Raw genomic sequence first — 13,780 nt, 5'->3', positions numbered from 1 at the left:
ATTAGCCGGGGTCGTTTAGCCAAAATTAACTGATCAAAAACAAATAACTCCGCCCCATTTAGTTAGCCCAACAAATACTTTGACAAAATACTCACATAGACAGCAAATGTAAGCTAAGACCGAAAAGGTGATTGACACGCTAAAACATGAGGAGTGCAATCCATGCCAATAATGAAGATCGTGAAAGCACACACCCCCGAGGCTGTTGTTATAGCGATCAGCGTGTTCTCCATCGCTCTTATATGGCTGCTCTCCGCCGTCCACACCATGAATGCAACTTTAACGGCAGTAGATGTAAAGACAGCTGGGACCAACCAGAGAGTGGATGATACAAATCTACGAATCGACCGAATTGCCGCAGTTCTTCCCGATGTGCGAATTAAGATCGCGCATGAAGAAATATCAAAGCCCATTCAAGCTGCAATTGTAGTCACTGAACCATCTGAAATATCGGCAGGAAATTGGGTCACTGCTATTCATCTTCTGGAGACCGCAAAGCAGAAGCGTCGAACATACTTCGTCCCCGTAAAGGGGCCCAATGACAACACAGCTGCATACCTAGCAAGTGGCGCTGCCGTTTCGTTGGATTCGGACTCCATATCTTTTGAAACCCTGAGTTCCCTATCTGCAGATGCCGGTGAGCCTACATTTGCACCAACCTTTGTCATTTCAAGAAACAGCATGGCTCTAAGAAAACTCTCGCCAGAGTTTGAAAAGGCGCTGGAAAAAGCACTAACGAACTTCGAACCAGCGCTAAATGCCAAGAATGCAACCCTCCGTTCAAAGACAACCTCATGGGACACACTGTCTGCGGAGCTTACCGAGAACGCTGAAAGCTATGAAGTACCCAGAAATTAAAGATACAAATCAAGCACGTAGTTAAGGGACAGACCACGATCTACGCAACAATACTTAGCCAAGAAACTTTGACCTACCCCCAAACACAATAGCTCCCAAGAGCACTGGTGATAATTTATGGAAGGAAAAAACACCCTAGACATTGCCGCTCTAGTTGAACTAAAAAAGAAAGAGCTGGGCCAGCCAGACCATGCTGAAATTCAGTGCTTGGAGATCACCCTTCAATCAATAGCGAAGCGGCTTAATTATTGCAAATATCACTATGATCAGCTAATTGCTCATTCAGACAAAAAATCACTATTAATTGACAGACTGCACCGGTCCAACCCTGAAATTATCTCAATCAGAACAATATACGAAGCAAACATTGTCGCTTTTTTACAAAACTTACACTCACTAATTGACTCCCTACCTTATGCGGTAAATATTATTTTTCGGGTAGTCGATGACATTGAAAGCATACACATAGACTGGAAAGACGACCTCATAAACAAATATAACTCACATGACTTCTTTTATGCTTTAAGCGACTTGCATCACGATGAAACCTTCCAGAAAATAAAAGGATTCACAAACAGAACAAAGCACAAACATTTGATTCGAATAAAAAACAAAATCCAACGACTTGTTTTTGAAGATTTCTCATACTTCCACAACAAACAACGCAAGACATTGAAAAATCAGGATGTTAATTCATTCATCGTAGATTGCCACGATAACTTAATTCCGAAATTTCTATCTCTATATAACGCTGTGAAAGCAAGTAAAGAGAGAGCACTCTGCGATGGTGAATCTGCGCAAAATCAGTCATAACAGTCGACTACAGTGGACAAAGTTCTACTGCGCAAAACTTGCCCACTGAGTTTAGCGTTGTCCTGCCTATGCCCTACAACTCCCCCCGCAATGCCTTCTCGAACAACCGGCCGTACTCGCTCGCACTAAAACCAATCGGATTGGTCCCCGCCGATGGGTCGACCTCGGCCATCTGCCCGACCTGTTCGATGCGGCTGTCGTCGATGCCGATCTCGGCCAGGCTGTGGGGAATGCCGACTTCGTGGCGCAGCTGCAGCACCCAGTCGAGCACGCCGGCGAAGCCGGGTTTGGCCAGGTTGAGGTAGCGCGCCAGGCGTTCCATCTGGGGTTCGATGCTGGCGCGGTTGGCCTGCAGGACGTAGGGCATCAGCACCGCGTTGAGCAAGCCGTGGTGGGCGTCGTACAGCGCACCGAGGGGATGGGCCAGGGCATGCATGGCGCCGAGGCCGCGCTGGAAGGCGGTGGCGCCCATGCTCGAGGCCACCAGCATGTGCAGGCGCGCCTCGACGTCGCTGCCCTTGGCCACTGCGCGCGGCAGGTACTGCTGGACCAGGCGCATGCCTTCCAGGGCGATGCCTTCGGCCATGGGGTGGAACAGCGGCGAGCAGTAGGCTTCCAGGCAATGCGACAGGGCGTCCATGCCGGTGGCGGCGGTGATCTTCGGCGGCAGGCCGAGGCACAGTTGCGGATCGAGGATGACCAGCGCCGGGAGCATCCTGGGGTGGAAGATGATGCGCTTGATGTGCTCGGCCTCGTCGGTGATCACCGAGGCGCGGCCGACTTCCGAGCCGGTGCCGGCGGTGGTCGGCACCGCCACCACCGGGGCCATGCCGGCGACGTCGACCCGGCCCGCGTTGTCGCCGACGTCCTCGAAGTCCCACAGCGGGCGGCTCTGGCCGGCCATCAGGGCGATGGCCTTGCCGGCGTCCAACGCCGAGCCGCCGCCGAAGGCGATCACCCCGTCGTGGCCGCCGGCCTTGAAGGCGGCGATGCCGTCCATCACGTTCTGCCCGGTGGGGTTGCCCTTGATCGCGGCGAACAGTTCGGTCTTGAGGCCGTCGTCGCGGCACTGCAGCAGCGCCCGGTCGATCAGCGGCAAGGCGGCCAGGCCTGGGTCGGTGACCAGCAGCGGCGCCTGCATGCCGAGGGCGCGGCAGGCGGCGGGCAGTTCGACGATGCGCCCGGCGCCGACGCGGATCGAGGTCGGGTAGTTCCAGTTCATGCGGTACTGATTCAGGTCCATGGCGCGCCTCACAGTTGAGAGGTTGTGAAAAATCTCCCGCCTACTGCGACCGCCTCCAGGCGCCCGCTGCGGCGTTGCGCCACGCAAAAAACAGGGTCATTTAGCTCACTAAACTCCCCCATTTTTCGCCTAGCGCGCCTTGCCGCGAACGCCTGGAGGCGCTCTCGCCACGGCGCTCGATATTTTCACAACCTCTGGGTTTTGAAGTGGAAGGATTTCGGCCGGGTCAGGTGCTCGTAGCCGAGGCTCGAGAGGCTGCAGCCGCGTCCGGAGTGCTTCACCCCGCTCCAGGCCAGGGCCGGGTCGAGGTAGTCGCAGCGGTTGAGGAACACGGTGCCGGCCGCGACCCGCTCGGCCAGGGCCAGGGCAGCGGCTTCGTCGCGGCTGAAGATGGCGGCGGTGAGGCCGAACTCGCTGTCGTTCATCAGCGCCAGCGCCTCCTCGTCGTCCGCGACCTTCTGGATGCCGACCACCGGGCCGAAGGATTCCTCGGTCATCACCCGCATGCCGTGGTGCACGCCGGTCAGCACCTGCGGCGCCAGGTAGGCGCTGCCGGGTTGGTCGAGGGCGAAGCTGTCCGGGTCGATGTGCGCGGTGGCGCCCTGGGCCACCGCCTCGGCGATCTGCTCGCGGACGAAATCCGCCGCTTCGGCGCGCACCAGCGGGCCGAGGGTAGTCTGCGGGTCGTCGGAGCGACCAAGCTGGTATTGCTTGACCAGCGCCACCGCCTGTTCGACGAAGGCCTCGAACAGCGACTGGTGCACATAGATGCGCTCGATGCCGCAGCAGGATTGCCCGGAGTTGAAGAAGGCGCCGTCGATAGCGGTGGCCACCGCATGGGCCAGGTCGGCGTCGGCGCGCACGTAGGCCGGGTCCTTGCCGCCCAGCTCCAGGCCGACGCTGATGAAGCGCCCCGCCGCCGCGTGCTCGACCATGGCGCCGCCCGCCACCGAGCCGGTGAAGGACACGTGCTGGATCGCCGGCGCCTTGATCAACCGCTCGGTATCGGCGTGGCTGAGGTGCAGGTACTGGAACACGCCGTCGGGCAGGCCGGCCTCGGCGAAGGCCGCGACCATGCGTTCGGCGCACAGCGGGGTCTGCGCCGAATGCTTGAGCAGCACCGCGTTGCCGGCCAGCAGCGCCGGCACCACGGCGTTCACCGCGGTCAGGTAGGGGTAGTTCCAGGGTGCGACGACCAGCGCCACGCCCAGCGGTTCGCGGCGGATGAAGCGGGTGAAGCCGGGCTTGTCCGGCAGCTGGATGTCGGCCAGGGCGCTCTCGGCGATGTCGGCCATGTAGCTGGCGCGCTCGACGAAGCCGCGGATCTCGCCGGCGGCGTAGCGGATCGGCCGGCCCATCATCCAGCACAGCTCCTCGGCGAGCTGGTCTTCCTTGGCGGCGAAGGCGGCGATGGCCCGGCGGCCGATGGCCACGCGCTCGGCCACCGGGGTGCGCTGCCAGCGCTGCTGGGCCTGCTCGGCCCTGGCCAGGGCCGCCTGGATCTCACCGGCCGAAGCCAGCTCGCGCTCGACATACAGCGAGCCGTCGATCGGGGATATGCATTGCAGTTTGTTCATTGCGTGCTCCGTGGGATGTTGTTCCGATCAACCCGTAGATCCTATGTTCATGTGCAAGCCTCGCCGGACGTAGGAGCGGCGGGGGCGCCTAGCCCATGGCCGCGATAGAGTGCGCCCGCAAAAAGCATCGCGGGCATGGCCCGCTCCTACGCAATGCCCGAGAACTGTTCCATTCAACCCATCCTGGATTGCATCCGGGCTATGGGTTTTCGGGGTTTCGTAGGTGCGCATAAAAATAGGCTCTACGCACAGGACTACCGATCATTCAGATGATCTCGAAGTAGCGATCCAGCTCCCAGTCGCTGACGTGCCGCCGGTATTCACGTTCCTCCCATTCGCGGCTGGCGGCGAAATGCTCGACGAACGGATCGCCGAACAGCTCGCGTGCCGCCTGGGAGGCCTTCAGGCGTTGCGCCGCATCCCACAGGGTGCGTGGCAGGGCCAGTTCCTCGGGGTGCTTCATAGCGTAGGCGTTGCCGGACACCGGCTCGGTCGGCTGCCACTGCTGCATTACTCCGTACAGGCCGGAGCCGATGGCTACGGCGAGGGTCAGGTAGGGATTGCCGTCCGCCGCGCCGAGCCGGTACTCCTGGCGCTGCGACTTGTCGCTGCCGGGGATCACGCGCAGCGCCGCGGTGCGGTTTTCCACGCCCCAGGTGGCGTCGGTCGGCGCCCAGAAGCCGGGAATCAGGCGCCGGTAGCTGTTCAGGGTCGGCGCCACCATGCACAGGAACTCGGGCATCAGGCGCTGCTGGCCGGCGATGAACTGGCGCTGGACCTGGCTCATGTTGTGCGCCTGGCTCGGGTCGTAGAAGGCCGACTTGCCGCTCGCGCGATCGCGCAGGGAGACGTGGATGTGTCCGCTCTGCCCCGGGTACTTGCCCGACCACTTGGCCATGAAGGTGGCCATCAGGCCGTTGCGCTGGGCCAGCACCTTCATGAAGGTCTTGAACAGCGCGCCCTTGTCCGCCGCGGCTTCGGCGTGGTCGTAGGCGATGGCGGCTTCGATCACACCGGGACCGGTCTCGGTGTGCAGGCCTTCGATGGGGAAGTCCATCTGCTCGGCCAGCTCGAGAATCTCGTGGTACAGCTCGGCATGCACCGAGTTGCGGATGGTCGAGTAGCCGAACCAGTCCGGGGTGAACGGTTTGAGGTTACGGAAGCCCTTCTCGCGGGCCGACTCCGGGGTTTCGTCGAACATGAAGAACTCGTATTCCAGCGCGGCATAGGCGTCGAAGCCCAGCGCCTGGCAGCGTTCGAGCACCCGCCGCAGGGTGGCGCGCGGGCAGACCTTCTCGGCGCCCTCGGCGAACTCGCAGATGAACAGCAGCATGCCGCCCTCGAACGGAATATCCCGGCAGGTGTGCGGCAGCACGCGCACCGGCGCGTCCGGGTAGCCGGTGTGCCAGCCGGTGTAGCTGGCGTTGTCGTAGAGCTGGTCCTTGACGTCCCAGCCCAGCACCACGTCGCAGAAGGCGAAGCCGCTGTCGAGGGCGGAGAAGAATTTGCTGCGGCTCAGGTACTTGCCGCGCATCACGCCGTCGTTGTCGAAGACCCCGACCTTGACGTGGCTGAGACCGCGTTCTTCGACGATGCGCTTGGCATCGCCGATGGTTTTCACATCCCGCGGATTGAGCATAGGCACCCCTGTCTCTTGTTATGGTTCTGTTCTCATTGCCCCATAGCGCTGGCCATGCCTGCGATTCGCGGCCTCACGGGACATTTCGCGGCCATGGGCCGCTCCTACATTGACCAGGCGTGGCGCAGGCACGCCTTGCCCCCAGACGACGCGGACCCAGGAACCTGTCGGCTGGCATGATTCCCGGCAACCCTCGGCGAAACCGGCCCAGCGGCCCGGCAGTGGCCGCGCACCACGCCAGGGCCACGGCTCGGCCGCCGCGGCCCGGGCCTGGCATCAGTAGCGGTAGGGCGGGCCGGCCTTGACCATCAGGGCGTTGTACTTCTTGAAGATCTCGACGACCTTGGCTGCACGTGGGCTGGTCTTGGCGATCTCGTCCCAGAACTTCTGCGCTTCGGCCTCCACCGTCTGCCATTCGGCATCGGGAATGGTGGTCAGCTGCAGCTTGCCGCCCTCGACCCGCAACTGCGCCTCGCCGCCCCAGTACCAGTACTGGCGGTAGTAGTGGGAGCTGTCCATGCACAGCTTGAACAGGGTCTTGAGGTGCTCGGGCACCGCGGCCCACTTGTCCGAGTTGGCGAAATAGGAGCCGATCCAGGCGCCGGAGATGTTGTTGGTGAGGAAGTACTTGGTGACGTTGGCCCAGCCGACGGTGTAGTCCTCGGTGATGCCCGACCAGGTGATGCCGTCCAGTTCGCCGGTCTGCACCGCCACTTCGACGTCTTCCCAGGGCAGGGTCACCGGGATCACGCCGAAACGCGACAGGAACTTGCCGGCGGTGGGGAAGGTGAAGATGCGCTTGCCCTTGAGGTCGGCCAGGCTGTTGATCGGCTCGACCGTGGCGAAATGGCAAGGGTCCCAGGCGCCGGCACCGAGCCAGGTGACGCCCTTGACCTCGCCGTAGGCTTCCTCCCAGATTTCCTTCAGGCCGTAGCGGTGGAACAGCACCGGTACGTCCAGGCTGTAGCGGGTGGCGAAGGGGAAGTAGCCGCCGAACACCGAGACGTCCACCGGCGCGGCGATCGAGTCGTCGTCGCTCTGCACCGCGTCGATGGTGCCGCGCTGCATGGCGCGGAACAGCTCGCCGGTGGGCACCAGCTGGTCGGCGTAGTAGAGCTGGATCTCCATCTCGCCCTTGGCCGCCTGGTTGAAGGCATCGATGGACGGCTTGATCACGTGTTCGCCGAGCGCCGGGCCGGCGTAGGTCTGCAGCCGCCAGGTGATTTTCTTCGGCTCCTCGGCGTAGATGTGCGCCGAGCCCAGGGCGGTGGCGCCCACCGCGCCGGTGGTGACCGCGGCAGTCTTGAGGAAGTTGCGTCTCGTACTCATGCTGTTATCTCCAATTAGGTGTCGATCCAGATGTCATACAGCCGCATAGCACCACTGCGACCGCTAGGAGCCTGTCGGGCTTGACCGTTCGTAGCGAGGGAAAGTCCGGGTTGAGGCAGTTTTGTTGCTTTTCCGAGGCGAATAGCTGGCTATTTAACGAGGGAAAGCAGCAAAAATGACCAAATCCGGCTTTTCCGCAGTAGAACAGTGTTAAGTCCGACAGGCTCCTAGGGTCGGTGCAGCGTGTTCAGGTGGGCAAAGGGGTCCTCATAGGGGGCATGCCTGTCTCAACGATCCAACGGTCTCTTACTGCCTTTCCTGAATTCTTGGGGTCAGCGCGCGTAGTGCCACTGCGGCAGCCACAGGGCGATCTGCGGGTAAATCATCACCAGCGCCAGGGCCAGGGCCATGATCAGCACGAAGGGGGTGACCGAAGCATAGATGTCCCGCAGGCTCACCTCCGGCGGCGCCATGGCACGCATGAGGAACAGGTTGTAGCCGAACGGCGGGGTCATGTAGGCCATCTGGCAGGTGATGGTGTAGAGCACGCCGTACCAGATCAGGTCGAAGCCCAGGGCTCCGACCAGCGGCACATAGAGCGGCGCGACGATCACCAGCATGGCGGTGTCGTCGAGAAAGGTGCCCATGAGGATGAACGACAGCTGCATCAGGATCAGGATCTGCCAGGGCCCCAGGCCCAGGCGGTCGACGAAGAAGGTCTCGATCGCGCGCACCGCGCCGAGCCCGTCGAACACCGCGCCGAAGCACAGGGCGGCGAGGATGATCCACATGAACATGCAACTGATGCCGAGGGTCTTGCGCAGGGTTTCTTCCATCACCTTGGCGGTCAGCCGGCGCTTGGCCAGGGCGGCCAGGGTGGCGGCGGCGGCGCCCACCGCCGAGCTCTCCACCAGGCTGGTGAAGCCCAGCAGGAACAGGCCGGTCATGGAGAGGAAGATGAACAGCGGCACCAGGCCGGCCTGGAGCAGGCGCAGCTTCTCGCTCCGGCTGATCTGCCGGCGCTCCTCCTCCGGCAGCGCCGGCCCGAGCTCGGGCCGCAGGCGGCAGCGGATGGCGATGTAGAGGACGAACAGGCCGGCCATCATCAACCCGGGAAACACCCCGGCCAGCCACAGTTGCCCCACCGGCTGGCGGGCGATCATGCCGTACAGCACCAGCACCACGCTCGGTGGAATCAGGATGCCCAGCGAGCTGCCGGCCTGGATCACCCCGGTGACCATGATCTTGTCGTAGCCGCGGCGCAGCAGCTCGGGCAGGGCGATGCTGGCGCCGATCGCCATGCCGGCCACGCTCAGCCCGTTCATCGCCGAGATCACCACCATCAGGCCGATGGTGCCGATGGCCAGGCCGCCGTGCAGCGGGCCCATCCAGACGTGGAACATCCGGTAGAGGTCTTCGGCGATCCCCGACTCGGAGAGCATGTAGCCCATGTAGACGAACATCGGCAGGGTCAGCAGCGGATACCACTTCATCAGCTTCATGGCCGCGTTGAACGCCACTTCCGCACCGCCGTCGCCCCACAGCAGCAAGGCGGCGAGCACCGCGACGAAACCGATGGCGCCGAACACCCGCTTGCCGGTGAGCAGCAATACCATCATCGAGGAGAACATCAGCAGCGCGATGAACTCGTAGCTCATTACAGCTGCTCCCCGCGTGCCGCAGCGAGGTCCTTGAAGAAGGTCGCGATCGCCTGCAGCAGCATCAGCGCCACGCCGATGGTCATGATGATCTTGATCGGCGCCATCCGCGGCGACCAGGAGGAATAGCTGGTTTCCCCGTATTCCAGGGCGTACTGGGTCGAGGAAATGCCGCCGTAGAGGAGCAGCGCCAGGTAGAAGATCAGGAAGCCCACGGTCAGGGCATCCATGATCGCCTGGGTCCGCGGCTGCCAGTGGCTGTACAGCAGGTCCATGCGCACATGGGCATCGAGCTGCATGGAATAGCCACCGCCGAGGAGGAAATAGGCGACCATCAGGAACTGCGCGGTTTCCAGGGTCCAGAGCGCCGGATCGGCGAAGGTCTTGCTGATCGAGGAATACAGCAGCACGCCGAGCATGGCGAAGATCAGGTACATGGCGAAGCGGCCGATGACCCGGTTCAGCGCGTCCACCGCCCTTACGAACACCCGTATGGCCCTAGGCATGCAAATCTCGGCGAATTAGTCGTTATCTGGTCAGACTAGTCGAAGATTGCACAATGCCAACTGGCCCCCAAAAGGTGCGCGGCTCGACAACGCCGGCCGCCATGAGCAAGTAGGGTGTGCGGGGCCGCCCAGGCCGTGCGCACCAATAGCCCTCGGCCAGCGGTGCGCACGGCGCACCCTACCCGGCCACGCGGGCCACATGTGCGGGAGCGCTCTCCGCGAGCGGCGGAACGGACCAGCCCTACAGCCCAGCCTCGCGCAGACGCCGGGCATGCTCGACGAACAGGCCCACCGGATCGGCGCCCTTGCCGACCAGGCCGAAGCTCTGGTTGATGCTATCGAAGTGGTCCAGCGGGAAGTCGTCGCCGATCACCTTGCCCAGGTGCGAGCTGTAGCGCCCGACCATGCCGTCGCACTGCCCGGCCTCGCGGCGAAAGCTGCGGGCGAACAGGCGGCAGAAGAAATTCGGCCCGTCCAGGCGGTTGCCGCCGCGATCGGTGATGCCAGGTTGCAGGGTGCCGGACCAGGAGTAGTAGCGCACGCCATCGACCTCCTCCGCGCCCTCGCCGCCCCATGTGCCGGGCAGGCCCTGCGGGTAGCGCGCGTTGAACGCGGCGACGCCGGCGGTGGTCAGCGACTGCTGCGCGGCCACGGTATCGATCGGCAGACGCGGGCCGCGATAGCCGGTCTCCAGCCAGGCCATGCAGCGCGCCACCCAGCGCAGCAGCAGCGCCAGCAGCCGCTCGCGCAGGCTGCCCTGGGGCGCCAGGCGCTGGAGAAAATCGGCCAGCTCGGAGCCGTGGTTGGGCCCGGCCACCGAGGTCACCGAGGCCACCCACTGCGGCATCCGCGCGGCGGCGTAACGGGCCGTCAACGCGCCCTGGCTGTGGCCGATCAGGTGCACCTTGTCGGCGCCGGTTTCACGCAGCACCTGGGCGATCCGTTCGAGCAACTGCTCGCCGCGCACCTCGCTGGAATGCACCGCGGACACCAGCACCGGGAAGACCTTGGCGCCCTGTCGGCGCAGCGCCGCGACTATGCCGAACCAGTAGGGATAACCGAGCAGGCGGATGAAGCCGAGCAGGCCCGGCACCAGGACCAAGGGGTAACGCGGCGCGCTTGAGTTCGACATGACGGAGCTTCCCTGTGCGAAAAACGGGCGGAGCAGCACGCTCGGCGGCGCTACCGACAAGTACGCAAGACGCGGCCAACGCTTCGCCAAGATCGGCCAACGACGCCGATCTCAACACGAACCTGCGACCATCAAGGGAATCGATGGGCACTATCGAGCCACTCGACTTCTTATTCGCCGCCAAGTCCCTAGTATTGCCTCCCGTAGCCATTGATTCCCATCTGGAGGAGCCAATCATGAAACGCACACTCGCTCTCAGCCTGCTGCTGGGCCTGTTCGCCAGCAACGCCTTCGCGCTGCCGAGCAGCAACCCGATGCCGCTGCTCGGCGAAGTGAAGGACAGCCAGCCAGAAGTCCTGCCGCAGGACCGCCACGTCGCCGAAGGCGGCGCCGAGCGCACCCTGCAACAGCGCCTGCGGATCGCCGAGGATGGCTCGCAGCGCACCCCGGGCCAGCAACGCCTGCGCATTGCCGAAGGTGGCGCCGAGCGCCTGCTGGAGCAGCGGCATAACGGCTGAGCCTGCGCTCAGACCACCAGCAACATCCACAGCGGCAGCGTCAGCGCCGCCAGCAGGGTGGAGAGGAACACCGCCGAGCTGACGCTGCGGGTGTCTTCCGGGGTCTTGGCGAAGGCCAGCACATTGACCCCGCTCGGGCAGGCGGCGAGCAGCACCAGCACACTGCGCGCCGCCTCGCTGAGCCCCGGCAACAGGCCGCTCAGCCACCAGACCAGGGCCGGAAACAGCAGCAACTTGGCCATCGCCAGGCCCAGCACGCCGCGACTGGGCCGCAGCCGATAGCGCGACAGGCTGACGCCCAGCACGATCAACGCGCAGGGCAAGGCCGCCTGGGCCAACCACTCGACCATGCGCCACAGCGGCTGCGGCACGACCAGCCCGGACAGGTTGAGCAGCGCGCCGAGCAGCAGGCCGATGATCATCGGGTTGGCCAGGTTCTTCAGCAGCGCCCGCCCATCGACCCGCTCCTGGCCGCCCAGGGCGGCATAGACGCTGTGCAGGGAAAACAGCGTGAGGCTGTGGAACACCAGGATGGCGAATACATAGACCAGCCCCGCCGGTCCCATCAGGCTGGTCACCAGCGGAATGCCGACCAGCACGTTGTTGGAGAAGGCCGCGACCAGGCCCAACGGCGTCGGTGCACCCCGCCGCCTATGGGCGACCAGGTTGACCAGGCCGAACACCAGCAGCACCGGCAGGTAGTAGGCCAGCAGCAGCAGCGGCGACAGGCCGTCGGCCAGGGGCGCCTTGGCGATGCCGGCGAACAGCAGAGTCGGCATGAACAGCTTGAAGGTGATGTTGGCCAGGCCCGCCGCCGACTCGCCGCTCAGCCACTGGCGCCAGCCGAGCAGGTAGCCCAGCACAATCAACCCGAAGATCGGCAGAATCGCCTGAACGACCAGCATAAATCGACACGCTCCAACAGTACCCAACGGAACCGCCAGCATGCGCTATGAATGCCGGGCTTGAGGGGTCGCAAGCATACCCGGGCGGCCAGGGGATTTCGACCGGACACGGCGCGAGACACCGCAGCGCCGGAACGCGCCATGCGCACCAAAAAAATGCGCACAGCTCGGATGCGCACCAAACAAAACCCGCCCAACGCCCCAACTCCAGCCACACCACCAGCACAGACCGCCTCCGTGCGGCGCCATGCCGGCTTGGCAAGCCCCTTGCTGTACTCTGTATGTCTGTCATCGAGCCACCGGAAACTGCCCCATGCTGGTGATCCACCAACGCCTCACCGCCCAGCAGCACTGGGACGCCGAGCTGGAACTGAGCTTCGAAGCACGCAGCAAGAGCCGTCTGCGCTGCTTCACCACCCAGGACGAGGAAGTCGGCCTGTTCCTCGAACGCGGCCAGCCGCCGCTGCACCACGGCGAATGCCTGCAGGCCGACGACGGCCGCATCGTCCGCGTCTGCGCCCGCGCCGAACAATTGCTGCACGTCACCTGCGCCAGCCCCTTCGAGCTGATGCGCGCCGCCTATCACCTGGGCAACCGCCACGTCGCTCTGCAACTCGGCGACGGCTGGCTGCGCCTGCCCGACGACTATGTGCTCAAGGCCATGCTCGAACAGCTCGGTGCCCGGGTCGAAGCGATCGAGGCGCCCTACCAGCCCGAGCACGGCGCCTACGGCGGCGGCCACCACCACTCGCACGCCGGAGACGCCGAATTCAGCTACGCGCCGCGCCTGCATCAGTTCGGGGCGCGCAAGTGAACCCGGCCTGGGCGTTGCTCAGATTGGCCAGCCCGCAGCTGCCGATCGGCGGCTACAGCTACTCCCAGGGGCTGGAGCTGGCGGTCGAACAGGGCCTGGTCGACAGCCCGGACAGCGCCCAGCGCTGGATCGCCGATCAGCTGCTGCTGAACCTGGCGCGCTTCGAGGCGCCGCTGCTGCTGGCCCATTGCGAGGCGGCGGCCGCCGCCGACTGGACGCGCCTGCGGGATCTCGCCGCGCAGCAGCGCGCCAGCCGCGAAAGCCGCGAGCTGCGGCTGGAAAGCCGGCAGATGGGCTATTCCCTAGAGCAGCTGCTGGCCGGCCTACCGGAGCTGGACGAAGCGTCGCGCGCGCTGTTCGCCGCGCTGCCCGAGCCCGGCCTGGCCGTGGCCTGGGCCCTGGCCGCACGCGCCTGGCACATCGACCCGCAGGACGCCCTGGCCGCCTGGCTGTGGGGCTGGCTGGAGAACCAGTTGGCGGTCTTGATGAAAACCCTGCCGCTCGGCCAGCAAGCCGCGCAGCGCCTGACCTCGGCGCTGCTGCCGCAGCTCGAACAGGCGCAGCGCCGGGCCAGCGAACTGCCGGCCGAACACTGGGGCGGCGCCGCCTTCGGCCTGGCCCTGGCGAGCATGGCCCACGAGCGCCAGTACAGCCGGCTGTTTAGATCGTAGGAGCGGGGGCGACGCCTAGTTCCAGGCCCGCGATTGGTTTTTCGCGGGCATGGCCCGCTCCTACAAAAAAAAAGGCTATGTCCCAATGATGTGTTGCATGGGGGATTCAGACCTGAT

The 13,780-nt window shown here is 63.9% G+C and carries 13 protein-coding genes; 5 read left to right on the top strand and 8 right to left on the bottom strand.

Going from position 1 to position 13,780, the window contains the following annotated elements:
- Window positions 1-162: 162 nt before the first annotated feature.
- Window positions 163-858, top strand: a complete 696-nt coding sequence (locus ACR65W_RS16280; protein WP_434502852.1) for a hypothetical protein — start codon at window positions 163-165, stop codon at window positions 856-858.
- Between the two features lie 117 nt (window positions 859-975).
- Window positions 976-1,671, top strand: a complete 696-nt coding sequence (locus ACR65W_RS16275) for a hypothetical protein (protein WP_434502850.1) — start codon at window positions 976-978, stop codon at window positions 1,669-1,671.
- Window positions 1,672-1,744: 73 nt separating this feature from the next.
- On the opposite strand, the gene ACR65W_RS16270 is transcribed toward ACR65W_RS16275, so the two are convergent.
- From ACR65W_RS16270 to ACR65W_RS16240, 7 genes are all read right to left on the bottom strand, one after another.
- Window positions 1,745-2,914, bottom strand: a complete 1,170-nt coding sequence (locus tag ACR65W_RS16270) for an iron-containing alcohol dehydrogenase (protein WP_434502848.1) — start codon at window positions 2,912-2,914, stop codon at window positions 1,745-1,747.
- Window positions 2,915-3,099: 185 nt separating this feature from the next.
- Window positions 3,100-4,491: an aldehyde dehydrogenase family protein gene (locus tag ACR65W_RS16265; RefSeq protein ID WP_434502846.1), complete on the bottom strand. Its 1,392-nt coding sequence runs from the start codon at window positions 4,489-4,491 to the stop codon at window positions 3,100-3,102.
- Between the two features lie 265 nt (window positions 4,492-4,756).
- On the bottom strand, window positions 4,757-6,130 hold the full coding sequence (locus ACR65W_RS16260) for a glutamine synthetase family protein (RefSeq protein ID WP_434502844.1): 1,374 nt from the start codon (window positions 6,128-6,130) through the stop codon (window positions 4,757-4,759).
- 276 nt (window positions 6,131-6,406) lie between these two features.
- Complete coding sequence (gene dctP, locus ACR65W_RS16255; protein ID WP_434502842.1) at window positions 6,407-7,459, bottom strand: TRAP transporter substrate-binding protein DctP; 1,053 nt, start codon at window positions 7,457-7,459, stop codon at window positions 6,407-6,409.
- 332 nt (window positions 7,460-7,791) lie between these two features.
- A complete protein-coding gene (locus tag ACR65W_RS16250) occupies window positions 7,792-9,117 on the bottom strand; it encodes a TRAP transporter large permease (RefSeq protein ID WP_434502840.1) in 1,326 nt (441 codons plus the stop codon).
- Window positions 9,117-9,623: a TRAP transporter small permease subunit gene (locus tag ACR65W_RS16245; RefSeq protein WP_434502838.1), complete on the bottom strand. Its 507-nt coding sequence runs from the start codon at window positions 9,621-9,623 to the stop codon at window positions 9,117-9,119. The genes ACR65W_RS16250 and ACR65W_RS16245 overlap by 1 nt, the downstream gene beginning before the upstream one ends.
- A 241-nt stretch (window positions 9,624-9,864) precedes the next feature.
- The gene (locus tag ACR65W_RS16240; protein WP_434502836.1) at window positions 9,865-10,755 is read right to left on the bottom strand and encodes an esterase/lipase family protein; all 891 of its coding nucleotides are present in this window, start codon (window positions 10,753-10,755) and stop codon (window positions 9,865-9,867) included.
- A gap of 236 nt (window positions 10,756-10,991) precedes the next feature.
- On the opposite strand from ACR65W_RS16240, the gene ACR65W_RS16235 reads away from it, so the two are divergent.
- Entirely contained in the window at window positions 10,992-11,273 is a 282-nt protein-coding gene (locus ACR65W_RS16235; protein WP_434502834.1) for a hypothetical protein, read from the top strand.
- An 8-nt stretch (window positions 11,274-11,281) separates the two neighbouring features.
- Here ACR65W_RS16235 and ACR65W_RS16230 read toward each other — a convergent pair whose 3' ends face one another.
- Window positions 11,282-12,178: an AEC family transporter gene (locus ACR65W_RS16230; RefSeq protein ID WP_434502832.1), complete on the bottom strand. Its 897-nt coding sequence runs from the start codon at window positions 12,176-12,178 to the stop codon at window positions 11,282-11,284.
- 313 nt (window positions 12,179-12,491) lie between these two features.
- Between ACR65W_RS16230 and ureE the strand changes: the two genes are divergently transcribed.
- The gene (gene ureE, locus ACR65W_RS16225; RefSeq protein WP_434502830.1) at window positions 12,492-12,992 is read left to right on the top strand and encodes an urease accessory protein UreE; all 501 of its coding nucleotides are present in this window, start codon (window positions 12,492-12,494) and stop codon (window positions 12,990-12,992) included.
- A gap of 23 nt (window positions 12,993-13,015) precedes the next feature.
- Window positions 13,016-13,663 carry an urease accessory protein UreF gene (locus ACR65W_RS16220; protein WP_434502828.1) on the top strand — a complete coding sequence of 216 codons (648 nt, stop codon included), beginning with the start codon at window positions 13,016-13,018 and terminating at the stop codon, window positions 13,661-13,663.
- The last annotated feature ends 117 nt before the right edge of the window (window positions 13,664-13,780 follow it).

The sequence above is a fragment of the Methylocystis sp. genome (assembly GCF_051062815.1).
Taxonomy (GTDB): Bacteria; Pseudomonadota; Alphaproteobacteria; order Rhizobiales; family Beijerinckiaceae; genus Methylocystis.
This window is presented reverse-complemented; position numbering and strand designations above follow the sequence as displayed.

Excerpts from the sequence above, each read along its gene's own strand:
- ACR65W_RS16270 (WP_434502848.1), bottom strand. The coding sequence starts at position 2,914 with ATGGACCTGAATCAGTACCGCATGAACTGGAACTACCCGACCTCGATC.
- ACR65W_RS16275 (WP_434502850.1), top strand. The coding sequence starts at position 976 with ATGGAAGGAAAAAACACCCTAGACATTGCCGCTCTAGTTGAACTAAAA.
- ACR65W_RS16230 (WP_434502832.1), bottom strand. The coding sequence starts at position 12,178 with ATGCTGGTCGTTCAGGCGATTCTGCCGATCTTCGGGTTGATTGTGCTG.
- dctP (WP_434502842.1), bottom strand. The coding sequence starts at position 7,459 with ATGAGTACGAGACGCAACTTCCTCAAGACTGCCGCGGTCACCACCGGC.
- ACR65W_RS16250 (WP_434502840.1), bottom strand. The coding sequence starts at position 9,117 with ATGAGCTACGAGTTCATCGCGCTGCTGATGTTCTCCTCGATGATGGTA.
- ureE (WP_434502830.1), top strand. The coding sequence starts at position 12,492 with ATGCTGGTGATCCACCAACGCCTCACCGCCCAGCAGCACTGGGACGCC.
- ACR65W_RS16245 (WP_434502838.1), bottom strand. The coding sequence starts at position 9,623 with ATGCCTAGGGCCATACGGGTGTTCGTAAGGGCGGTGGACGCGCTGAAC.
- ACR65W_RS16235 (WP_434502834.1), top strand. The coding sequence starts at position 10,992 with ATGAAACGCACACTCGCTCTCAGCCTGCTGCTGGGCCTGTTCGCCAGC.
- ACR65W_RS16280 (WP_434502852.1), top strand. The coding sequence starts at position 163 with ATGCCAATAATGAAGATCGTGAAAGCACACACCCCCGAGGCTGTTGTT.
- ACR65W_RS16240 (WP_434502836.1), bottom strand. The coding sequence starts at position 10,755 with ATGTCGAACTCAAGCGCGCCGCGTTACCCCTTGGTCCTGGTGCCGGGC.
- ACR65W_RS16265 (WP_434502846.1), bottom strand. The coding sequence starts at position 4,491 with ATGAACAAACTGCAATGCATATCCCCGATCGACGGCTCGCTGTATGTC.
- ACR65W_RS16260 (WP_434502844.1), bottom strand. The coding sequence starts at position 6,130 with ATGCTCAATCCGCGGGATGTGAAAACCATCGGCGATGCCAAGCGCATC.